This is a genomic window from Rhizobium sp. SRDI969, from assembly GCF_025152725.1.
GTDB lineage: Bacteria > Pseudomonadota > Alphaproteobacteria > Rhizobiales > Rhizobiaceae > Rhizobium > Rhizobium leguminosarum_I.
Window position 1 is genome coordinate 348,125 of record NZ_CP104035.1, and the last position, 22,947, is coordinate 371,071.

General features: G+C 60.5%; 23 protein-coding genes. 22 read left to right on the forward strand and 1 reads right to left on the reverse strand.

Going from position 1 to position 22,947, the window contains the following annotated elements:
• Positions 1–2: 2 nt before the first annotated feature.
• From motC to folD, 20 genes are all read left to right on the forward strand, one after another.
• Complete coding sequence (gene motC / locus N2A41_RS01745; protein WP_260110084.1) at positions 3–1,298, forward strand: chemotaxis protein MotC; 1,296 nt, start codon at positions 3–5, stop codon at positions 1,296–1,298.
• The gene (fliK, locus tag N2A41_RS01750) at positions 1,295–2,719 is read left to right on the forward strand and encodes a flagellar hook-length control protein FliK (protein WP_260110085.1); all 1,425 of its coding nucleotides are present in this window, start codon (positions 1,295–1,297) and stop codon (positions 2,717–2,719) included. Before motC ends, fliK begins: the two co-directional genes overlap by 4 nt.
• Entirely contained in the window at positions 2,667–3,224 is a 558-nt protein-coding gene (locus tag N2A41_RS01755) for a lytic transglycosylase domain-containing protein (protein ID WP_260111095.1), read from the forward strand. The genes fliK and N2A41_RS01755 overlap by 53 nt, the downstream gene beginning before the upstream one ends.
• A gap of 279 nt (positions 3,225–3,503) precedes the next feature.
• Positions 3,504–4,175 carry a transcriptional activator Rem gene (gene rem / locus N2A41_RS01760; RefSeq protein ID WP_260110086.1) on the forward strand — a complete coding sequence of 224 codons (672 nt, stop codon included), beginning with the start codon at positions 3,504–3,506 and terminating at the stop codon, positions 4,173–4,175.
• 126 nt (positions 4,176–4,301) lie between these two features.
• Entirely contained in the window at positions 4,302–5,609 is a 1,308-nt protein-coding gene (locus N2A41_RS01765) for a flagellar hook protein FlgE (RefSeq protein WP_017967047.1), read from the forward strand.
• A gap of 19 nt (positions 5,610–5,628) precedes the next feature.
• On the forward strand, positions 5,629–7,116 hold the full coding sequence (flgK, locus tag N2A41_RS01770; RefSeq protein ID WP_260110087.1) for a flagellar hook-associated protein FlgK: 1,488 nt from the start codon (positions 5,629–5,631) through the stop codon (positions 7,114–7,116).
• A gap of 3 nt (positions 7,117–7,119) precedes the next feature.
• Positions 7,120–8,166 (forward strand): flagellar hook-associated family protein, encoded by a 1,047-nt coding sequence (locus N2A41_RS01775; RefSeq protein ID WP_260110088.1) that lies wholly within the window; start codon positions 7,120–7,122, stop codon positions 8,164–8,166.
• A 34-nt stretch (positions 8,167–8,200) separates the two neighbouring features.
• Entirely contained in the window at positions 8,201–8,548 is a 348-nt protein-coding gene (gene flaF / locus N2A41_RS01780) for a flagellar biosynthesis regulator FlaF (protein WP_027666404.1), read from the forward strand.
• The gene (flbT, locus tag N2A41_RS01785) at positions 8,545–8,994 is read left to right on the forward strand and encodes a flagellar biosynthesis repressor FlbT (protein WP_003556571.1); all 450 of its coding nucleotides are present in this window, start codon (positions 8,545–8,547) and stop codon (positions 8,992–8,994) included. The genes flaF and flbT overlap by 4 nt, the downstream gene beginning before the upstream one ends.
• Positions 8,985–9,413, forward strand: a complete 429-nt coding sequence (flgD, locus tag N2A41_RS01790; protein ID WP_260110089.1) for a flagellar hook assembly protein FlgD — start codon at positions 8,985–8,987, stop codon at positions 9,411–9,413. Before flbT ends, flgD begins: the two co-directional genes overlap by 10 nt.
• Before the next feature lie 99 nt (positions 9,414–9,512).
• Positions 9,513–9,779 carry a flagellar biosynthesis protein FliQ gene (gene fliQ, locus N2A41_RS01795; RefSeq protein WP_017967052.1) on the forward strand — a complete coding sequence of 89 codons (267 nt, stop codon included), beginning with the start codon at positions 9,513–9,515 and terminating at the stop codon, positions 9,777–9,779.
• A 234-nt stretch (positions 9,780–10,013) separates the two neighbouring features.
• Positions 10,014–12,101, forward strand: coding sequence for a flagellar biosynthesis protein FlhA (gene flhA / locus N2A41_RS01800; protein WP_017967053.1), 2,088 nt, complete (start codon positions 10,014–10,016; stop codon positions 12,099–12,101).
• The gene (locus N2A41_RS01805) at positions 12,098–12,850 is read left to right on the forward strand and encodes a flagellar biosynthetic protein FliR (RefSeq protein WP_017967054.1); all 753 of its coding nucleotides are present in this window, start codon (positions 12,098–12,100) and stop codon (positions 12,848–12,850) included. Before flhA ends, N2A41_RS01805 begins: the two co-directional genes overlap by 4 nt.
• A 4-nt stretch (positions 12,851–12,854) precedes the next feature.
• Positions 12,855–13,268: a hypothetical protein gene (locus tag N2A41_RS01810; RefSeq protein ID WP_222386371.1), complete on the forward strand. Its 414-nt coding sequence runs from the start codon at positions 12,855–12,857 to the stop codon at positions 13,266–13,268.
• A gap of 32 nt (positions 13,269–13,300) precedes the next feature.
• Positions 13,301–13,864 carry a rod-binding protein gene (locus N2A41_RS01815; RefSeq protein WP_260110090.1) on the forward strand — a complete coding sequence of 188 codons (564 nt, stop codon included), beginning with the start codon at positions 13,301–13,303 and terminating at the stop codon, positions 13,862–13,864.
• Positions 13,865–13,988: 124 nt separating this feature from the next.
• Positions 13,989–14,354 carry a hypothetical protein gene (locus N2A41_RS01820; RefSeq protein WP_130715633.1) on the forward strand — a complete coding sequence of 122 codons (366 nt, stop codon included), beginning with the start codon at positions 13,989–13,991 and terminating at the stop codon, positions 14,352–14,354.
• Complete coding sequence (locus N2A41_RS01825) at positions 14,354–14,893, forward strand: hypothetical protein (protein WP_260110091.1); 540 nt, start codon at positions 14,354–14,356, stop codon at positions 14,891–14,893. Before N2A41_RS01820 ends, N2A41_RS01825 begins: the two co-directional genes overlap by 1 nt.
• 290 nt (positions 14,894–15,183) lie before the next feature.
• Positions 15,184–16,023 (forward strand): WecB/TagA/CpsF family glycosyltransferase, encoded by an 840-nt coding sequence (locus tag N2A41_RS01830; RefSeq protein WP_170262887.1) that lies wholly within the window; start codon positions 15,184–15,186, stop codon positions 16,021–16,023.
• Positions 16,024–16,163: 140 nt separating this feature from the next.
• Positions 16,164–17,933, forward strand: coding sequence for a succinoglycan biosynthesis protein exop (locus N2A41_RS01835; RefSeq protein WP_260110092.1), 1,770 nt, complete (start codon positions 16,164–16,166; stop codon positions 17,931–17,933).
• 120 nt (positions 17,934–18,053) lie between these two features.
• Entirely contained in the window at positions 18,054–18,953 is a 900-nt protein-coding gene (gene folD, locus N2A41_RS01840) for a bifunctional methylenetetrahydrofolate dehydrogenase/methenyltetrahydrofolate cyclohydrolase FolD (RefSeq protein ID WP_017967061.1), read from the forward strand.
• Positions 18,954–19,066: 113 nt separating this feature from the next.
• Here the strand turns inward: folD and N2A41_RS01845 are convergent, their stop codons facing one another.
• Positions 19,067–20,092 carry a LacI family DNA-binding transcriptional regulator gene (locus tag N2A41_RS01845; protein ID WP_260110093.1) on the reverse strand — a complete coding sequence of 342 codons (1,026 nt, stop codon included), beginning with the start codon at positions 20,090–20,092 and terminating at the stop codon, positions 19,067–19,069.
• A gap of 292 nt (positions 20,093–20,384) precedes the next feature.
• On the opposite strand from N2A41_RS01845, the gene N2A41_RS01850 reads away from it, so the two are divergent.
• On the forward strand, positions 20,385–21,746 hold the full coding sequence (locus N2A41_RS01850; RefSeq protein WP_017967063.1) for an ABC transporter substrate-binding protein: 1,362 nt from the start codon (positions 20,385–20,387) through the stop codon (positions 21,744–21,746).
• Positions 21,747–21,933: 187 nt separating this feature from the next.
• Positions 21,934–22,947: a carbohydrate ABC transporter permease gene (locus N2A41_RS01855; protein WP_162117808.1), complete on the forward strand. Its 1,014-nt coding sequence runs from the start codon at positions 21,934–21,936 to the stop codon at positions 22,945–22,947.

The window sequence follows — 22,947 nt, forward strand, 5'->3', positions numbered from 1 at the left end:
GAATGGCGCGTCGGCAGCATCGCTACGTCGGATTTGTGGCCCTTGGCCTGGCGATGTTTTCGCCGGCCGCAGGCAATGCACAGGATCCGGATGATCTCGCGCCGTACAAGATGCTGCGGTCGCTGCAATTCGTGCAGGATTCCGTCGTCAGTGGCGATCATTCGGCCGGCGAGATGCAGCGCTTCATGCTGGGCACGATCGACGAACGGCTGCGCACCGTCGATCCTTCGACGTTCGACGACGACCGCAATGTCGACGCAGCGCTGATCTACGCGATGAGCGGCGGCAATCCCCAGACGCTCGAATATCTGATTGCCCACGACGTCAACGGCTATTTCGACAACCGCGTCACCGATGTGCTGCGCAAATATCTGAGCGGCAAGGGGCTCCTCGTCGCCAAGACGCTCGTGGATACGGCCAGGGAATATCGCGACAAGAAGATCGGCCCCTATCTTGCGCTGATCGGCGGCAACGTGTTGATCGCGACGAAACCGGCTGACGCGCTGGATCTCTACGACCAGGCGCGTCTTGCAGCACCCGGTACGATCGTCGAGGAGGCGGCGTTGCGCCGCTCCGTTGCCATCTGCGTCGACAAGGGAATGCTTGATAAGGGAATGGCCTATTCGCAGCGTTATGTCAGACGCTTCCTGCATTCGCCCTATGCCAGCCAGTTCGCCGATCTTTTCGTCACGCTCGTCGTCGGTCACGATCACGACGTGAAACCACAGGACGTCATCGACATCCTGTCGTTCATGGACGCTCCGCGCCAGCGCGAGGTCTATTTGCGTATTGCCCGCGCAGCCGCGATATCAGGCAAGCCGGAACTGGCGCGCATGGCGGTCGAACGTGTGCAGTCGCTGGGCGCCGGCACCGACAATGCCTTCGGTCCGCTCGCGGATTTCTATGGCGGTATGGCCGGCCTTCCGACAGAGGATATCGACCGGGCAGCGAAGAATGTCAGCGGCATCGACGGCAACGCGCTTTCGCCGCGGGATCAGGCGCTGCAGGAGGCGGCGCGATCGGTTGCCGAGCAGATCCTGCGCGCTCCCGACCCGGCAAGCCTGACGCAAGCCTCGGATCCTAACACTGACCATCAAGAAATCACTTCTGAAAAGGCTGTGGCTATAGCTACGCAACCGGGAACGCCAAGCGCGCTTCCCGAGCCTGTTCCAGGAGGTGTGGCATCGACTGGCCAAAGCCGGGATACCGACCCCTCATTCAACGCATTTGTGACGACCAATCGATCCAAGCTCGACGAGATCGACGGTCTTCTGGCGCAGGAAGGCAACGAACAATGATGGATATGAGCGTCTCGGGCGGAGCCCCCGGTGCGGAGTCCGCCGCGATTGCGAAATCTGCGCGACCGGCCGGAAAAGACGATGCCGCCGGCCAAAAGAACGGCTTCTCCGACGCGCTGGCCAAGGCAAGCGGCAGTGCTGCCAATGACGATGCCGACGATGCGCAGCCGGATCAGGGCGTGGTTGCCGATGGCAGCGCCGAGAAAGCGGCGCAGACGATCCGCGGCCGCAACGGCGCAAAGCCGTTGATCGATCTTGGCGACGCCGTTCTGAGGGCGCAGGCTGATGTTCAGCCGGAAACGATTGCCAGTGTTGAAAAGGCCGCGGCAAAGCCCGTAAAGGCTGAGATCAAAATGCCGGCCGATCTCGCCTTCGGCAAGCTCGATCCGAAGGACAGTCCCGCAGACGAGGTCTCTCCGGCAGCCAAGGGCGGCAAACACACCAAGGCCGACGCGCTGGAAACCGATAAGGACAACGCCAGCGACGATGATGACGGCGGCATTTCCGATGTTCTCGGCCTGCTGAAGCAGGAACCTGCCGATGGTGCAGTGACCTTGCCGACGGCGGCAGCCGCGCATCACGTCTCCGCCAAGGTCGATGAGGCTGGAACGGCCGACAAGAAACTCGATACGGCGGGCGGCCATGCGTCCGACGCTCTTGCCGCAGTCAGCGGCAACGTCGAGAGTGGCACGGCAGATAATATCAAGGTTCCCGGATCGGAGGCTGCCGAAGCTGCCGATGGCAAAACATTTAGGATCAGCCGTGCCGATGGCCGCGGCGTCTCGATGGATGTCCAGATCGGCACCGATCAGGCCGGTCAGAAAGATGGCTCGAAGAAAACCGATGTCGAAAACGTTTCGGTGCTCGAATCGCGCCGTTATATCGGCCTGATGCAGAATTCGAATTCCGCCGCCGTGACCGCTGCTCTCTCGGGCGATTCCGAATGGGCGCGCGCCATGGAGCCGAGCTCGGCGCTCTCCAACGCAGCGGAATGGACGAGCACCGGCAAGGTGGTCAATACGCTGAAGATCCAGATGAACCCGCTCGATCTCGGCCTGGTGACGGCGACCATGCGCCTGTCCGGCGACGCCCTGAACGTCGACCTCAAGGTCGAAACCGGGGCGGCTTACCGTCAAATGAAGGAAGATCACGGCAAGATTCTCGAAGCTCTGCGCAGCCAGGGTTACGCAGTCGAAAACGTCACCATCAGCATGGCGCCGGTCGAGCGTCCCGACGCCGGCAACCAGGGCCAGGCCTCCCAGCAGCAATCGCCTCCCCAGCAGGGCCAGGGCGGCGAGGCGCGCGAGCGCCACAATCAGACGGCACAGCGGACGGACGGAGGCTTCAATGGTGCAGGCGAGACTGGTATTGAGGACGCTCGTACTGGTGGCAGCAGCGGCACTGGCGGCGTTTACCTCTGAGGCGGTTGCCTCCACCGGCGCCTGCGAACGCGAAATCCAGTCGGCAGCGGCTAAATACGGCATCCCGGAAGGCATCCTCTATTCGGTCGGTCTGACGGAGACCGGCCGCAAAGGCTCGCTCTATCCCTATGCCATGAACGTCGAAGGCAAAGCGATCTTTCCGCCCTCGGAGCAGGACGCCATGAGGCAGTTCGATGTCGCCCGCAACAGCGGTGCCAAGCTCATCGACATTGGCTGCATGCAGATCAACCACTATTATCACGGCGAAAACTTCGGCTCCGCCGAGGAGATGTTCGACCCGCATCGCAACGTGGAGTATGCTGCAAAATTCCTTCGCAACCTGCATGACCGTCATGAGACATGGACGATGGCGGTAGCCAGATACCACGCCGGACCCAACAACAATCCGGCACAGAAGCAATATGTCTGCCGCGTCATCGCCAATCTGGTCGCCACGGGCTATGGCAAGTGGACTCCCAATGCGAGTAACTTTTGTCAAAATTGATTCAACCAAAGAGGGAAGAGCCGTATTGTGACGAAACTGTGTCACAATGTGGCAGGAATCCGGCGTGAATCCCTGCGCAAGTTATATTTAACCGACCGTTAACTTTTCCACGAAATTTTGGTGTGCATAATCAGGCGTACCCACTAGATATAGATCAAATCGCTACACAGATCTTAATCAATTATTAGTTTCTGCCATTAACTTTAACGAGTTGTCGCCGATTCGTGCGATTCGTACCCATAGATCATCGAAGTGCCACACTGATTCGGAGGCGGACGAATGATCGTAGTGGTTGATGAGCGTGAGCTCGTGAAAGATGGATACACATCTCTGTTCGGGCGTGAGGGCATTCCCTCTACCGGCTTTGATCCGGCGGAATTCGCCGAGTGGGTACAGACCGCCGCTGATTCCGATATAGCTGCAGTCGAGGCCTTTCTGATCGGTCAGGGCCAGCGCAACTTCGAACTGCCCCGGGCGATCCGGGATCGGTCGATGGCTCCGGTGATTGCGGTCAGCGACCAGCACTCGCTCGAAAACACCCTTGCGCTGTTCGACTGCGGCGTCGACGACGTGGTGCGCAAACCGGTGCATCCCCGCGAGATCCTCGCAAGGGCGGCTGCGATCCGGCGCCGGCTGAAGGCGATCACCAATTACACCGAGATCGGCGGGATCCGCGTCTACTCGGATGGTCGTGACCCCGAGATCAACGGCGAAGTCTTCGCACTTCCCCGGCGCGAGCGCCGCATCCTCGAATATTTGATCGCCAATCGCGGTCGCCGGGTCACCAAGACCCAGATCTTCAACGCTATCTACGGCATCTTCGATGAAGAGGTCGAGGAGAACGTCGTCGAAAGCCACATCTCGAAGCTGCGCAAGAAGTTGCGCAAGAAGCTCGGCGTCGATCCGGTCGATTCCAAGCGCTTCCTTGGCTACTGCATCGATTGGGCCTGATTTTCCCGGTCGGGCGGCGGCGCCCGGCTGAACCTCAAAGTTGGCCTCGCAACTCGCCATGACAGACAGCTTCACGCAAGGCCCGACAAATACTCTCGTGCATAACAGGTAAAACGAGGTTTTCAGATGAGCATTTTCGGCAGCATGAAGACGGCAGTATCGGGGATGAACGCTCAGGCCAACCGCTTGAGCACGGTCGCCGACAACATCGCCAACGTTAACACCACCGGTTACAAGTCCGTGTCGACGAGCTTCTCGTCGCTTGTTCTGCCTTCCTCGGGCGGCAATTACAATTCCGGCGGCGTTCAGTCCTCGGTCCGCCAGTCTGTCTCCGACCAGGGCGATATTTCCTACACCACCTCGGGCACCGACCTTGCGATCTCGGGCGACGGCTTCTTCATCGTTCAGGGTGCGGACGGCACGCCGGTTCTGACCCGCGCCGGCGACTTCACCAAGGACGACGAAGGCAATCTCGTCAATGCCGCCGGCTTCATGCTGATGGGCTATTCCTACGACGCCGGCTCTCCCGCTGTCGTCGTCAACGGCTTCGATGGCCTCGTTCCTGTCAACGTCAACCAGGAAGGGCTGACCGCCATCGCCTCGACATCCGGGGTCTTCAAGGGCAATCTCGATTCCGGCGCCAACATCGCCCCGGTCGCTCCTGCGACGCTGCCGAGCGCCAACGCCGCCACCACGACGGCCGACACCAAGAAGTTCTCGATGGTCGCCTACGACACGCTCGGCAACAAGGTGATGTACGACTTCTACTTCACCAAGACTTCGGTCGCGGCGACGCCTCCGCCGGCACCTCCTGCCGTTAACAGCAGCTGGCAAGTTGCGATCTTCCGCAACGCCAATGCGGCAACGGGCGGCACGACCTCCTTTCCCTACAGCGCTGGCGGCGCCGTTGGCACAACCACGCTCGATTTCGACGCCAACGGTAAAATAACCAACTCTACGGGCTCTGTTAACATCGCCGATACTGTGACCGGTCAGACCATCAAAATGGATCTCTCCGGCTTCACGCAGCTCGGCGCCGCTTTTGCCGGCACGGGTACGCCGAACGGCCAGGCGGCAAGCCCGGTCAAGGACGTCACGATCGATGGCGACGGCATCGTCTACGCCAAGTACGAGGATGGCACCAACAAGCCGCTCTACCGTATCCCGCTCGCCAACGTCGCCAGCCCCGACAAGCTGACGCTCCAGAGCGGCAACGTCTACAGCGCCAACGGTCAGTCCGGCGTCACCGTTACCGGCTTCCCGCAGACCAACGGTCTCGGCACCATCAAGTCAGGCGCCCTCGAAGGCTCGAACGTCGACCTTGCCGGCGAATTGACCGAGATGATCGAATCGCAGCGCAGCTATACCGCCAATTCCAAGGTGTTCCAGACGGGGTCCGACATTATGGACGTCCTCGTCAACCTCAAGAGATAAGCAAGGTACCGGGTAAGCCATGTCGCTCACATCCGCACTTAATACCGCGCAGAACATATTCAACAATACCGGCACTCAGAGCAGCGTGGTATCGAACAATATCTCCAATGCGGGCAACAAAGATTATGTGCGCCGGCAGGCGATGCTCACTACGTCCTTGAACGGTGCCCAGGTCGTCAAGATCGACCGGGCGCAGGAAGATGCGCTGCTGCGTCAATACCTGAAGACATCCTCTCAGGACAGCGCCCAGCAGGCGTTGCTCGGCGGTCTCGAGGACCTGAAGTCGATCGTGGGTGGCAACGACTACGAAACGTCGCCATCCACCTATCTCGGTGTTTTTCAGCAGAAGCTTCAGGCCTTCCGCACGACGCCGGGCAGCACCGTCGCCGCCCAGGGCGCCATCACCGCCGCCCAGGACGTCGCCAACTCGCTGAACAATGCCTCGCAATCCGTTCAGGACGTTCGCGCCACCGCCGACAAGCAGATCGCCACCGCGGTCGATAAGCTGAACACGCTCCTCAGCGACTTCGAGAAGGCCAACAATGCGGTGAAGACCGCCACGGCCTCGGGTGCGGATGCATCCGGAGCTCTCGACGAACGTGAGAAGGCTCTCAAGCAGATTTCGCAGATCGTCGGCGTCAACACGACGACACGCGACAATAACGACATGGTGCTGAGCACGTCTGACGGGACGATCCTCTTCGAGACGGTTCCGCGCACCGTGACGTTCAAGTCTCAGGATATCTATACCGCCACCACTGTCGGCAATTCGGTTTATGTTGACGGTGTGGCCCTTCCGCGCGGCAGCGGATCGACGACGACAGGGCAGGGAAGCCTTCAGTCTCTCCTCCAGGTCCGCGACGAGATCGCCCCGAACTTCCAGAAGCAGCTCGACGAAATCGCCCGCGGCCTGGTCTCGCTCTTCAAGGAGCAGAACACGGCGGCCGGCCCGGCCTATGTGCCCGGTCTCTTCACCTGGAGCGGCGGCACGGTCGATACCGGCGCCACCGCGGTTGCCGGCATGGCGTCGACCATCAGCGTCAGCAGCACCGTCATCACCTCGCAGGGCGGCGATCCGATGCGCCTGCGCGATGGCGGCATCAATGCTACCGGCCTCGTCAACAATCCTACCCACCTCAGCGGCTACACGACGGACCTCGATCGTCTCTATACCGCCTTGGGCTCCGACATCGATTTCGATCCGGCGGCGGGACCGACGGTCGGCTTCGACGCCACGACGGGCATCGATTCGAACGTCAGCATCATGGAATTCGCGACGAATTCGCTCGGCTGGCTCGAGCAGTACCGCAGCAACGCCACGACGGCGGCGGAAAACACCTCGGCGGCGCTGTCACGCTCCGACGAAGCCTATTCGAATGAGACGGGCGTCAACCTCGACGAGGAGCTGACGCTGCTCCTCGATATCGAGCAGTCCTACAAGGCGGCGACCAAGATCCTGAACGCCGTTGACGAAATGTTGAAGTCATTGCTGGATATTGCGAGTTAAGCCATGAAGAGCTCTTTTATTTCAAGTTCGGCCATTCAGAACGCGATGCGCTTGACGATCCGTCAGGGGCAGAACCAGATGACCAAGGCAACGATGGAAGCGACGACGGGCGTCTATGCGGATATCGGTATCTCGCTCGGCGGCAACGCTGCCAGGAGCGTCGACTTCAGCCGCGAGGTCGACAGGATAGACTCGATCAAAGCAAGCAATTCGCTCGTCACTGCGCGCATGGAATCCTCGCAGCTCGGCCTTTCCAAGATGAAGGATGGCGGCGATGGCCTGGTTTCGAAGCTGACGGCGCTCCAGGGCAGCCACGACCCCGGCAGCATCACCGTCGCCATCCAGTCCGCCACCAGCGCCTTGTCCACCATGATGGACACGGCCAATACCATGGTGAACGGCGAATATCTGTTCTCCGGCATCAATACCGATGTGCAGCCGCTGACCGACAAGACCACCGCGACGAGTGCCGCCATCGTTACGGCCCTGAACGCTTATGCGGCAGGACTCCCGAAGGCGGTCAAAGATCTGACTGGCGCCGAAATGAGCACCTTCATCACCACGACGGTGGAGCCGATGTTTAGCCAGGCCAACTGGACCAACGCGACGACCGGCTGGTCGCAGGCATCGAACCAGAACATGACGAGCCGCATCAGCAACTCCGAAGTGATCGAATCCTCGACCAATGCCAATTCCGAGGGCATGCGTTACTTCGCGCTCGCCTCGGTGATGACCTCGGCGCTGTTGGGCCAGGATCTCAGCAGCGATGCGATGAGCACGGTGTCCAAGCAGGCGATCAGCTATACGACGAAGGCAACCAGCGGCCTGGTGACGCAGGCAAGCCAGCTCGGCCTTTCGCAGGAGCGCGTCAAGAAGTCCAACGACGCCCTCGATGCCCAGTCGAATATCATCAAGAACAAGCTCGTCGATCTCCAGGGTGTCGATCCTTACGAAGCCTCGACCCTCGTCAAGACTTTGGAAACGCAGCTTGAAACCGCTTACACGATCGTCTCGAAGATCCAGCAGTTGAGTCTAGTAAACTACCTTTGATGAGCAAAGGCGCGCAATAAAGAAGGATGCATGAATGTATCAGTTCTCATATGCCGAAGTCATGCAGGACTCGGTGGCCGACGCGAAAGAGCGGGAATGGCAGGTTCTCGACCGGTCCATAGACCTGCTGTCGTTGGCGCGCGAAAAGGAAAAATACGGCCGGGAAGCCATTGAAGCCCTGTTTTATACCCGCCGGGTGTGGATCAGTTTCATCGAGGATCTCAAACATCCCGACAACCAGCTGGAGATCGGGCTCAGGGCCAACCTCATCTCGATCGCAATCTGGATATTGAAGGAATGCGACAGGATCAGAAAACGTCAGTCCAATAACTACCAGGGCATCATCGACGTTACCACCATCATCAGGGATGGACTTAAATGAAAAGTACACTTCGCATTTCTCTGAAAGCCGGAGAAAGAATCTTCATCAACGGCGCTGTCCTGCGCGTCGACCGCAAGGTCGCGCTGGAATTCCTGAATGATGTGACGTTCCTTCTGGAAAATCACGTCCTCCAGCCGGAGGGCGCCACAACGCCGCTGCGTCAGCTCTATTTCATTGCGCAGATGATCCTCATCAACCCTGAGGGCAAGGATCACTCGACGGCGTTGTTCCGCAAGTCGATCACCATGCTGCTCTCCTGCTTCAAGAACGAGGAGATCCTCGCCGAACTGAAGCGCATCGATGCACTCGTCTCGACGGGCCGCGCCTTCGATGCGTTGAAGGCGATCCGCGGCCTCTACGCGATCGAAGACAATATCCTCAACAACCACGAAATGCCGCCGACGATGGTCGAGCAGATTCGCAGGGAGATTGCACCATGGCGGTAGATGCAACGTCAAGCGTGGCCAAAACGAGTTCGACGAGTACGACGAACACGGCCCAGCAGAAGGCGACGCTGAACTACGACAATTTCCTTCAGCTGCTGATCGCGCAGATGAAGAACCAGGATCCGACCGATCCGGTCGACGCCAGCGAGCAGATGTCGCAGCTGGCGAGCTTCTCGCAGGTCGAGCAGACGATCCAGACCAACACCAAGCTGGATACGCTGCTCGCCAGCTCGAGCCTCACCCAGGCCAGCGGCTACGTCGGCAAATACATGGAAAGCGCCGACGGCACCGTCAAAGGCACCATCGAATCCGTCAAGGTTTATTCCGATGGAATCATTGCGACAACCTCGGCTGGCGGTAATATACTCGTGCAGGCGGGAATCACTGTTGCCGACAAGGCGCCGACCAGCGATACCTGATACTAACGGCGCCGGTGCGCCGTATGGCGCGCTTGATACCAATCAATGGCGGTCCGGCCACGGCGGGGCCACTTCAAGGCGATATGAGGTTGCCTTCAAATGAATGAAGCTGATGCATTGGATCTGTTCCAGGCGGCGATCTGGACCGTCCTGATTGCCGCGGGTCCCGCCGTCATCGTCGCGATGGCAGTTGGTCTCATCATTGCGTTGATCCAGGCGCTGACCCAGGTGCAGGAAGCGACGCTGACCTTCGTGCCGAAGATCGTCGCGGTGCTGATCACGGTCGGCGTCACCGCACCTTTCGCCGGCTCGCAGATCTCCATTTTCACCAATCTGGTCTTTTCGCGCATCCAGTCCGGCTTCTAGAAAAGGATGATTTTAGGCCGGGTCGGCCCAAAATCTGAATCCTGTTCTACATTTTATAGTTAGAGCATGATGTCGCCCGAAAACCGCTCACACTTTTCGGCATCATGCTCTGGAGCAGTTCCAGCAAAAGTGCGCAACGGTCGGGCCACCTTCGCGCAAGCTTCGCCATTTAACTCTCGATCCGAATTGGGCGGGCCGCATGTCCGCCTCCTCTCATGAAGAGACGGAATCGTCATGGCGCAACCACCTGCACTGCCCCTTCCAAAAGTCGCCCCGAGCCTGCGCGATGTCGGTTTTGCCCTGGGCATCATCGGCATCATCTGCATTCTCTTTCTGCCGATCCCGCCTTTCCTGATCGATATGGGACTGGCCTTCTCGATCGCCTTTTCGGTGCTGATCCTGATGGTCTCGCTGTGGATCCAGAAACCACTCGACTTCTCGTCGTTCCCGACCATTCTGCTGATCGCGACGATGACCCGGCTGGCGCTGAACATCGCGACGACACGCGTCATCCTGTCCCACGGCAATGAGGGCCATGAAGCAGCGGGCGGCGTCATCGCCGGTTTCGCAAGCCTGGTGATGTCCGGCGACTTCGTCATCGGTCTGATCGTCTTCCTGATCCTCATCACCATCAACTTCATCGTCATCACCAAGGGCGCCACGCGTATCGCCGAAGTCGGTGCGCGTTTCACCCTCGATGCCATCCCCGGCAAGCAGATGTCGATCGACGCCGATCTCTCGGCCGGTATCATCGACGAAAAGGAAGCCCAGCGCCGGCGCAAGGAACTCGAGGAGGAAAGCTCCTTCTTCGGTGCGATGGACGGTGCGTCGAAGTTCGTGCGCGGCGATGCCGTCGCTGGCCTCATCATCACCTGCATCAACGTCTTCGGCGGCATCATCATCGGCTACTTCCGCCACGGCATGCCGATCGGCGAAGCGGCCGACGTCTTCGTCAAGCTCTCCGTCGGCGACGGCCTCGTCTCGCAGATGCCGGCCCTCATCGTTTCGCTCGCCGCCGGCCTTCTCGTCTCTCGCGGCGGCACCGTTGGCTCGACCGACCAGGCGGTCGTCAACCAGTTGAGCGGGTATCCCCGCGCGCTTTCCGTCTCGGCCGTGCTGATGTTCGTGCTGGCCCTGATGCCGGGCCTGCCGTTTGTCCCCTTCGTAATCCTCGGCGGTCTTCTCGCTTTCGGCGCCTGGTTCATCCCGCGTCAGGTCGAAGCTGAAAACAAGCTTCGCCGCGAGCAGGAAGAAAAGAAGGTCGTCCAGAGCAAGGAGCTGGAAAAGGATTCGGTCAAGTCGGTGCTGCGCACCTCGGAGATTGAGCTCGCACTCGGCAAGATGGTCTCGACGCGCCTGCTTGGCGCCCACCAGGAGCTCGCCTTCCGCGTCGGGAAGATGCGCAAGAAGTTCGCCACACAATACGGTTTCGTCGTGCCCGAAATCAAGGTGACCGACGATATCGCCATTGCCGAGAAGTCCTATCAGATCCGCATCCACGGCACGACGGTCGCCTCCAACCTGCTGCGCGTCGGCGAAGTTCTCGTCGTGACCGGCGCCGGCCGCCGGCCGAGCATTCCCGGCGACGAAATCCGTGAACCCGCTTTCGGTATGCCTGCCGTCTCGATCCTCGAAAACTTCGCCGACGATCTGAAACGCGAGGGATTCCAGCCGATCGACAACGTCTCCGTCGTGCTGACCCATATGAGCGAGGTCATCCGCAACAACTTGCCGCAGCTTCTGTCCTACAAGGACGTGAAGGTGCTGATCGATCGGCTCGATCCCGAATACAAGAAGCTTGCCGACGAGATCTGCTCGTCGCACATGTCCTATTCGGGCCTGCAGGCGGTGCTCAAGCTGCTGCTTGCCGAACGCGTCTCGATCCGCAACCTGCACCTCATTCTCGAAGCGGTGGCCGAGCTTGCCCCGCATGTCAGGAAAACGGAGCAGATTGTCGAGCACGTCCGCATCCGCATGGCGCAGCAGCTCTGCGGCGACCTCGCCGACAACGGCGTGCTGCGTGTGCTGCGGCTGGGCAGCAAGTGGGATCTGGCTTTCCACCAGGCGCTGAAGCGCGACGCCAAGGGCGAGGTGATCGAATTCGACATCGATCCGCGCAGCCTGGAAGAGTTCAGCGAGCAGGCCACCAAAGTTATCCGTGAGTTCATGGATCGGGGCCTGCCATTCGCCCTTGTCACATCGCCGGAAACACGCTCCTATGTGCGCATGATCATCGAACGGCTGTTCGCCACGCTCCCGGTCCTGTCGCATGTCGAACTGGCCAAGGGCATCGAGATAAAGATTTTGGGCTCTATTTCATGATAGCAGACCCGCAAGGGACCGTTCTCGCGCTGTTTCTGGTTTTCTGCCGGATCGGTGGCTGTGTGCTGGCTCTTCCGGGTTTTTCCTCGGCGCGCGTGCCCGACCAGCTGCGCGTCTTCATCGCCGGCGCGCTCTCGATCGCCGTCATGCCGTTGCTCTGGGACACCGTCTATCCGGCCGTTCACACCGGTGCCGGAACCTATATCGGCCTGATCTTCAGCGAATCGCTGATCGGCGTGATGTACGGCATGCTGGCGAGGATCTACACGATCGGCATGCAGTTCGCCGCGACGATCATCGCGATGATGGTCGGCTACACCCAGCCGGGTTCCGCCGACATCCTCGAAGACACGCCGGAGACCAGCCTTTCCGGCTTCATTACCTTTGCCGGCATCATGATTCTCTTCATCATGGATTTTCATCACATCGTCTTCCGCGCGCTGATCGATTCCTACACGACCATGCCCTTCGGCGGCCTGATGCAGATGCGCGCGACGCTGATCTCCTTTACCGACACGCTGGAGCAGACCACCTACATCATGCTGCGGCTGTCGAGCCCGTTTTTGATCTACGGCATGATCTTCAACGTCTCGATCGGTTTCATCAACAAGCTGGCGCCGCAGATCCCGGTCTACTTCATTTCCACGCCCTATCTGCTGATGGGCGGGCTCTTCCTGATCTATTTCTCGATCGCGGCGTTGATCAACCAGTTCGGCCAGTCCTTCGGCTCGATCTATATCGGGCGATGAGGCGATGATCGAAAAGAAGCGCTCCCAAAAGCTCAAGCGGCTGCTCTCAGTGCAGCGGCATATCGAAAGAATGGCCGAGAACGACCTGGCCGAAACCAGCCGTCAGCGTGTCGAGGTCAATGTGGCGATGGACGATGTCATCCTGGCGCTCGGCTCGATGGACCCCGTCCACCACGCCTTCTCGCAGAATTACGCCGATCGATTCGGCAGGCTCACCATCAAGGACCAGCAGCTGACCGGCATGCAGCAGGTCCACGAGATGCGGCTGACACGCGAGCGGGCCAAGGGCGACCGCCTCGAAGACGGCATGAAGGAAGCTCTCGAGGCCGAGCGCCGCGAGGCAGATGACAACGCCATCTACGATGTCATCGATCAGCAATTCGCAACGCCAGCCTCCAGCAAGCTTCAAAAACCATAGTCGTTACGATCTTAAATTCAGAGGATTGTAACGTGGCTATTTCGCCCCCCAGTGATTTGGTCCTGGATGTTGTCAAAGCTGCCGACCCCATGGAGGTTCAGGCAGCCCAGGAAAAGTTGAAGGCAAATCGTGCGGCCTTTGCCGCAACAAGCCTCGCCGAGAATGGCAAGGGCTTCTCCAATACGGTCGACGTTCTCGATCATATCGGCCAGAAGAGCGGCCTCGCAAACATCCAGAACCGCACCAAGGCGGAGGACGTTCCGGAAAGCTACCGGAAGTTCGAGGCCATGGTCCTGCAGAATTTCGTCAAGTCCATGCTGCCGAGCGAAAGTGAAGACGTATACGGCAAGGGCGCGACCGGCGATATCTGGAAGGGCATGATGGCCGAACAGCTCGGCAACACCATGGCCAAGGGAGACGGCATCGGTATCGCCAAGCAGATGTACAGCGAGCAATTGCGCCGGCAGGAAGGCAAAGTCATCAATGCCTCCACCAACGATGATGACCGCAACACTGCGCTCAGCATGATCGACGACTTCCAGCGCAAGACCTTTGGCACGCCGACCGCCGAAGCCAAGACCGACAGAACAAGATGATTTGAGGCCCGTTGGCCTAAAATCCGAATCCTGTTCTCAATTAAATAGTTAGAGCATGACGTGGTCCGAAAACCGCGCACACTTTTCGGCATCATGCTCCAAACGACGCATAACCGGGGTTACAATGGAAATAGTTTCGAACGAATACAGGATCAAATCCGTTCTCGGACGCCTCGAAATGATCATCGACAATGAGAACACCCGGATCGGCAATGATCCGCAGTTCGATCTCAAGGTCTCCAACGCGCATAAGAGCCGCTGCCTCTACGAGCTGTCGATGCTTTTCCGCGACACCGATCCGTCCGAGCTTGCCGCTGCCCATCTCGATCAGTTGCACGGACTGAAGAAGAAACTGGTTCTGAATGCCCGTCGCGTCGAGGCGCATCTCGAAGCGGTTCGCGCCGTCGCCGACCTCCTGAAGAACGCGGTTCAGGACGCCGATGCCGACGGCACCTATTCCCAGGAACAATTCGCCGCGCGTGGAAACTGATGATCAAGCTCGTCCTCACCGGTGTCTGGGTTTGCGCCATCACCTTGGCATCGGTCTATTTCTCGGTGTACCTGGCGACGGCGCCGGCGCCCGCAGCAACGGATTCCAAGCAGAGCGCTCTTGAACTGGTGAAGGGCGAAACGATCACGGTGCCGATCATCGGCAACGGTGCGATCACCGGTTACTTCCTCGGCCGCGTTTCGTTCATGATGAACAAGGACATGCTGAAAGGCGTGACGCTGCCGCTGAGCGAGATGACGACGGACGAGCTTTTCAGCCTGCTCGTCGGCAACAAGATGGTCGATATCGCCCACATCAAGTCCTTCGATCCGAAGGCCTTCCGCGAGGAAATCAAGAAGGGCATGAACGAGCGCCTCGGCGGCGAATACGTTGCCGACGTGATGCTGGAACAGCTCGACTATCTCTCCAAGGAAGAGGTCAAGGAAAGCTCCGCCGGCCAGCCGAAGAAGGTGAGTGCACCTGTCAAGATCGTCGAGACCGCACCGGCCGCCGAAGCACCGACGCCGGCGACCCACTAAGCATCATTAGCTCATCGACGACAAACGGCGCCCGAGGGCGCCGCTTGTCGTTGGCGCATGTGGTTAATAATCTACTTATACGAGCATGGAAATCCAAGGAATTTTCCTAAGGGTTGTTTGAAGCCGTCCTGTTATATCAGGAGTCACAGCTTGGCATGCGCCGCTTATCCGAGATCGGAGCGACGCCGTCCGGCGGGACGCGACCGGTCCTTTCGAGACCTCCGGTGCGGAAATATGGGCTTGTTTTCCGGGATGTCGGGCGCATGCAGCACCCTCGGCAGGAGGTAGGAATGAATCTGATTGCAAACTTCGCGGTGCTCGCATCGCGGCGGACGATCTTCGATCTGCCGGTCTGCGATCTCGGCTGGGACGACGCCCTCGTTTTCATCAACGAGCTGGCCTCCATTCCCGTCGGCCAGACCGTGGTTTGCTTCGTCAACGCCCACAACATGTTGACCGCGCTGCGCGACGACGAATACTACCGGATCATGTCGCACAATCTGGTGCTGCCGGACGGCATCGGCCTCAATATCGCATCGCAGATCGCCCATGGTTCGCCGTTTCCCGCCAATCTGAACGGCACCGATTTCGTGCCGGCCTTCCTGACCTTCATGGAGGCGCCGCGTCGCATCGGCCTCATCGGCGGCGAGCGTTCGGTCGTCGAGGCGGCGGCGGAAAACTTCCGCAGGCACACGCCCTGGCACGAATTCGTCGTCGTTTCCGACGGTTACTTCGACAAGGTCGATCCTACGGATGTCATCGAGGAGCTCGAGCGCCAGAAGGTCGATATCCTGATCGTCGGCATGGGGACGCCGCTGCAGGAGAAATGGGTTCACGATCATATTCGCGCCGATCATGCGCGCCTGGTGTTGACGGTGGGCGCTCTCTTCGACTTCGTCTCCGGCGCCGTCCCGCGTGCGCCGAGGACGGTGCGGATGATGCGCCTGGAATGGGCCTATCGCCTGCTGCAGGAGCCGACGCGCCTCTGGCGCCGTTACGTTGTCGGCATCCCGGTCTTCCTTTTCCATGTCCTGCGCTACCGCTTCCGCCGACGCGAAAGGATCCTTAGCCATCCGGAAGAGCACGGCAGCGCGCTGCAGCCGCGGTCGGACCATAAGAGGGCAAGCTGACCTCATAGCGTCGCGCGACTCAACAATTCTTGCCCGCTGCGGTTAACCATTTCTTTGCCATGAATATTTAGAGTGGCTTAATCATCTGCGTCCGTGCGGATGAGCGAACCCGGCCATCATGTGCATGAGATGTGGCGCAAATGTACGATATCAGGGCTAGAAACAACTTCCAGGATCGCGCAGCCACAGGACCGCGCCCCCATGACGATTCCTATGCGGCGCCCCGATCGAGCCGGCCTGATATCGCGCCGCCCGAGGCCGAATTGTTGCGCGCCATCGGCCGCGTGCTGGAGGAGCAGCGCGCCAGGACGGTGCGCACGGCACCTCTGGTCGACCGCATCGAAACCATCCTCGGCAACCGCCTCCGGGCCGCCAACGACGTCGGCCATCCGCTTCTTCAGGAGCCGGCGGGCGATGAAGAGCTGAGTGTTGTGGCCGACGAGCCTGTGATCTCACCCGAACCGCTGGCCGCGGTTCGTGAAGAACCCGTCGAGCCCCGACCGGCCGCGCCGCGCCGCCGCGTCGGCGGCATTGGTCTTGCGATGATGGTGGCCGCCGCGACGATCGTCGGCGCGGGCCTGCCGGCGCTGATGCCGGCTTCGCCGGCCCTCTACCGTGCCGAGGCGACACTTGCGGTGAAGAGTGATGCTGCAAGCCGCGCTGCCTTCACCCAGGCTGCGGCAAAAGGGCTGCTGTCGGCGCGCATGGTTGCATCGACGGTCGCCGCCCTGAAACTCGATCGTGATCCCGAATTTGCCGGCACCAGCGCCAATGCGCTCGGCGTCGCGCTCGATCTCCTCTCGGCGACCGGTGCTGCCGCCGATCCGGCCTCGCGCGCCGAGGCGACGCTGAAGCATGCGGTCGAGATACTGCCCGATGCCGCTGCCGGCACGATCCTCGTGAGGGTGACGACCGGCGACAGCGGCAAATCCATGCGCATCGCCGCAGGGCTTGCCAAAGCGGTTTCTACGGCAGACGGACCCCGCGACGTCGAAACCGATGCCGCCTTGCGCAAAACCTATGACGAGGCGAAGGCGGAGCTTGCCGCCTTCACTGCAAAGAGTGGCGAGGGCAACGTCAAGGTGGCGATCGATCTTCGCCGCCAGATCGACCAGCTCGATGCCGATCTGAAAGCGGCCGACCAGAATATTCTTGCCGCCAAGGCGCAGACCGACCGGCTCAAGGCGGCAAAACTTGCCGAAGTGCTCGACGGTTCGCTTCCCTCCGATATGCTTTCGCCGGCGCTGCAGAGCTGGCGCGACAAATATGCCGTCGCCAGGACAGCGCTTGCGCAGCTTTCGGCCGAGCTCGGCCCGCGCCATCCGCGCCTCCTGCAGCAGCAGGCCGAAACCGACGGTCTGAAGGACAATATGGGCAAGGAGCTGACCCGTCTTGCCCAGGCTGCCAACCTCGCTGCCAAGGCCGCCGTTGATGCGCGCAAGGGCCTGAACGACCGCCGCAATACGCTGATCGCCCAGAGCCGGGACACCGGCGTCGATTTGTCACGCCTGACCGAGCTTAGCGAAAAGGCCAATGCCGCGCGCTCGCGCCTCGAAGAGGCGACGTCCGCGGCGGTGGAAACCGCCACCGACGGTCGTATCGTTCTCCTGAAGCCGGCATTGGCAACCGCAGTCTTGGGCACCGATGGCCCGACCGGCCGTTGGCTGGCTGGTGCCGCGGCGGGCCTTGCGATAGGCATTGCCGCGGCTTTCCTGCTGCGGCTGCGTCGGCCCGTCGCCGATCCCGCAAGGAAGAAAACGCAGGCGCCCCGGCCACAGGTTCCACTGCCGTCGATGCCCGCGCAGGACCCCGCGCCAGTCGACGAAATGGAGGTGCTGCGCTCCGAGATCTCCGGCCTGCGCGACCGGCTTCGTGTTCATGCGTTCGAAGCGCGACAGCCGCTGCGTTGAAGGAACATTTCCTTGCATTTTTGATATTGCATTGCTGCTTTCCGACAGGATAGGGCGTTAGCGAGCATTTGAAGCTCGTCAACTATCCATAGATTGACGCGAAACAGGGCGGAGAGACGCGTGACGACAGTAATCGACGGCAAGAACGTAGCTGCATCGGTCATTCAGACGGTCAAGAGTGCGACGGCAGCGTTGGAAAAAAGTACCGGCGTCACCACCGGCCTTGCTGTCGTCATCGTCGGCGACGATCCGGCAAGCCACGCCTATGTCGGCTCCAAGGGCCGCATGGCCAAGGAGTGCGGCTTCAAGTCCGTTCAGCACACGCTGCCGGCCGAAACGAAGCAGGAGGAGTTGGCAGCCCTTGTCGCCACCCTCAACGCCGATCCGTCGATCCACGGCATTCTGGTGCAGTTGCCCTTGCCGAAGCCGCTCGACAGCGAGGCGATCATCCAGTCGATCCTGCCGGAAAAGGATGTCGACGGCCTGAGCGTCGTCAATGCCGGCAAGCTCGCCACTGGCGACCTGAAGACCGGGCTGGTCTCCTGCACCCCGGCCGGCGCCATGGTGTTCGTCCGCCGCACCCACGGCGAGGATCTCTCCGGCCTCAACGCCGTCGTCATCGGCCGCTCCAACCTGTTCGGCAAGCCGATGGCGCAATTGCTGCTCAACGCCAATGCGACGGTGACGATCGCGCATTCCAGGACCAGGAATCTCGCCGAGGTCTGCCGCAACGCCGATATCCTGGTGGCAGCCGTCGGCCGGCCGGAGATGGTCAGGGCCGATTGGGTCAAGCCCGGTGCGACGGTCATCGACGTCGGCATCAATCGGGTGGCAGCCCCCGAAAGAGGCGAGGGCAAGACCCGGCTCGTCGGCGATGTCGCCTTCGAGGAGGTCTCGGCGGTCGCCAGCACCATCACCCCGGTTCCCGGCGGCGTCGGACCGATGACCATCGCCATGCTGATGGCCAACACGGTTATCGCCGCCCACCGCACTGCAGGGCAGACACCGCCACAGTTTTGATGAGAGCATGATGCCGAAAAGTGTGAGCGGTTTTCGGACGACATCATGCTCTAACTATATGATGTAGAGCAGGATTCGGATTTTAGTCCGATCCGGCCTAAAATCATCCTGTTCTAGGCCTGGGGAACAGGGCCGGTCGAAGCCCTGACGATCAGCTCGGTCTTCCAGAGCTCCTGGTCGGGGAAGGGGCCGGCCTGCTTCACGGTGCCGATCAGCCGCTGCGCGATGCGCACACCCGCCGCCCGCAATGAAGAGCGCGTCGTCGTCAGCGGCACGGAAAAGCTTTCCGGTTTCAGCAGCGGCAGCACGTCGTCATGAGCGATCAGCGAGATATCCTCGCCCAGCCGCAATCCGGCCTGGTTGACCGCGCGGATCGCGCCGAGCGCCAGCACCGTACTGGAACAGAGGATCGCTGTTGGCCGCTCCGGCAATTGCAGAAAATGTTCCATCGCCAGCAGGCCTCGCTCGTCCGTCATCAGCGCGTGGCTCATGCAACCCTCCGCGAGCGCGAGCCCGCGTTCGGCAAGGGCTGATATGACGCCGTTCTTCCTGCGGATGGCGAAATCGAGATGCATCGGTCCGTTCATTAGCGCAAAGCGGGTATGGCCGAGCTGCAGCAAGAGCCGCGTCGCATCGTAGAAGGCGCCTTCATTGTCGATGTCGAGATAGGGATAGTCCGGCTCCGAACCGAAGGAGCGGCCGTGCACGACATAGGGCATCGACAGTGATTTCAGCATCGCGAGCCGCGGGTCGTGGCCGCGCATATAGGCGACGAACAGAGCATCGACATTGCCGCTGATCGCAAGGCGGCGAAGGGCCGCTACCTCGTCATCCGGGTCGGCCGGCATGATGACGAAGTGGAAATCGTGGCGGACGGCCTCTTCGCCGAGCCCGGCCAGGAATTCACCGAAATGCACGTCGGACTGGTGGCCGGGCGCCGTCGGCATGACGAGGCCGATCGAGCCTGCCTTGCCGGTCGCAAGCCGCTGCGCTGCCTTGTTCGGCCGGTAGCCCGTCTCCTTGACAGCCTGGAGCACACGCTCCCGGGTCGCCTCGTTGACCTCGGGATAGCCGTTCAGCGCTCGGCTCACCGTCGTCTGCGACAGTCCCAGCAATTCCGATAGCTGTTTGAGATTCACCTGCTATGCTTCCTCCCGGCCCGCCTGTCAGCCGTCCTGAAAAGGCCTGTCGCCTCCCAGTGGCATCCAAAGCGCTTTCAATTATGTATCATCTGGCGCGCTTGACTCAAGAAAAATCGCTCCATATTTCCCGATAGGCATTGCTGCGCCGCGATATCCAGCATGTATACGGCGGGTTTTCGCGAATTGACTTGACTCCATTCCACCGACAGTGGAATGAGTTGGGTGTCAAAGCGCTTTGAAATTTCTTTTGGAGGGAATTCGGCGCGGATTGTGATGGGAGGTTGATCACATGAAAAAGTCATTTTTGATGGGCGTTGCCGTGGCAGCGCTTTTTGCCGGTGCTGCGTCCGCGGCCGATTTGAAATTTGCCCCGGGACAGGATTCCAAGTTCAACTGGAAGAGCTATGACGAGTTCAAGGCTGCTCATGCCGATCTGAAGGGCCAGCCGCTGACGATCTTCGGGCCGTGGCGCGGCGAGGACGAGGCGTTCTTCCTGAGCGTTCTTGCCTATTTCACCGAAGCCACCGGCATCGATGCCAAATACTCCTCTTCCGAAAACTACGAACAGCAGATCGTCATCGATACGCAGGCAGGCTCGCCGCCGAACATTGCCGTTCTGCCGCAGCCGGGCCTGTTGGCCGATCTCGCCAGCAAGGGCTTCCTGACGCCGCTCGGCGATGACAACTCCAAGTGGATCAAGGACAATTACGGCGCCGGCGACAGCTGGGTCGGTTACGGCACCTATAAGGGCAAGGACGGCAAGGAAGCCTTCTACGCCTTCCCTTACAAGGCCGACGTAAAGTCGCTGGTCTGGTATGTTCCGGAGAACTTCGAGGAAGCCGGCTACAAGATCCCGACGACCATGGAAGAACTGCATGCCCTGACCGATCAGATCGTCAAGGATGGCGGCGTTCCCTGGTGCATCGGTCTCGGTTCCGGCGGCGCCACCGGCTGGCCGGCGACCGACTGGGTCGAGGACATCATGCTGCGCATGCAGCCGCCGGAAGCCTACGACAAGTGGACGACCAACGAGTTGAAGTTCACCGATCCGGCCGTCGTCGCCGCGATCGACGAGTTCGGCAAATTCGCCAAGAACGCGAAATACGTCGATGGCGGCGTCGCGGCCGTGGCCTCGACCGATTTCCGCGACAGCCCGAAGGGCCTCTTCGCGGTTCCGCCGAAGTGCTACATGCACCATCAGGCCTCGTTCATCCCGTCCTTCTTCCCCGAGGGCACGAAGCTCGGCCAGGATGCCGACTTCTTCTACATGCCGACCTTTGCTTCGCATCCCGAACTCGGCAAGCCGGTTCTCGGCGCCGGCACGCTCGTCTCGATCGCCAAGGACTCGAAGACGGCCCGCGCCTTCATCGACTTCCTGAAAACCCCGATCGCCCATGAGGTCTGGATGGCGCAGTCGAGCTTCCTGACGCCGTATAAGGGCGTCAGCACCGAGGCCTATGCCAACCCGCAGATGAAGAAGGAAGGCGAGATCCTGACCTCCGCCACCACCTTCCGCTTCGACGGTTCCGACCTGATGCCGGGCAAGATCGGCGCCGGCGCCTTCTGGACCGGCATGGTCGATTTCGTCGGCGGCAAGTCGGCCGAAGAGTCTGCAGGCGAGATCCAGAGCGCCTGGGACGGCATCAAGTAATCTTTTAAAATTATGCCGCCGGCTTGCCGGCGGCATGGCTTGCATGACTGGCCGGGCTCGCAAAGAGCCCGGCCATCGCAGGATATATTGTGATTGGGCAATACAAATAGATTGACGATGACCGGCGCTGACCCGTCAGAATAACAACCGGTCGGAACAAGATCAGGGGAAGCAGGGGAGGGACGAAATGCTGTCGCAGATAGTGTCCGCTTTGGGCGTCGTGGTCGTCGCCGTTGTCGCGTGCTCGGCCTATTTCTATTTTTCGAACAAGATCCTGGACCTCGCTCTGCCGGTGAAGGACGGCGACATCCGCGCCGCATCCCGCAATCTCAACCGCCGGGCGCTCGTCCGGCCGTGGCTGTTCATTGGTCCGGCGCTCTTCCTGCTGATCGTCTATCTCGTCTATCCCGTCGTTGCGACCTTCATCCTCTCCTTCTACGACCGTGCCGGTCTGCAGTTCGTCGGCCTTGCCAATTACAAATGGGCGCTCGGCGACCGCGAATTCCGCCAGTCGATCTTCAACAACATCCTCTGGCTTGCCGTGGTGCCGGCCGCCTGCACCTTTTTCGGCCTCGTCATCGCCGTAATGACCGATCGCATCTGGTGGGGCAATATCGCCAAGAGCATCGTCTTCATGCCGATGGCGATCTCCTTCGTCGGCGCCTCGGTCATCTGGAAATTCATCTACGAATATCGCGGCGGCAACGACGTCCAGATCGGCCTGCTGAACGCCATCGTCCAGACGTTCGGCGGCACACCTGAGGTCTGGATCTCGGTTCCCTTCTGGAACAACTTCTTCCTGATGATCATCCTGATCTGGATCCAGACCGGTTTCGCCATGGTCATCCTGTCGGCTGCCCTTCGCGGCATTCCCGAGGAGACGATAGAGGCCGCCGTCATCGACGGCGCCAATGGCTGGCAGATCTTCTGGCGCATCATGGTGCCGCAGATCTGGGGCTCCATCGCGGTCGTCTGGACGACGATCACCATCCTCGTCCTCAAGGTCTTCGATATCGTGCTGACCATGACCAACGGCCAGTGGCAGACGATGGTGCTGGCGAATTTGATGTTCAACTGGCTGTTTCGCGGCGGCGGCGATTCCGGCCGAAGCGCCGTCATTGCCATCATCATCATGCTCGCCGTCACGCCGATCATGGTCTGGAATGTGCGGCGCGCCAATCGCGAACTGAAGGGCCACTGA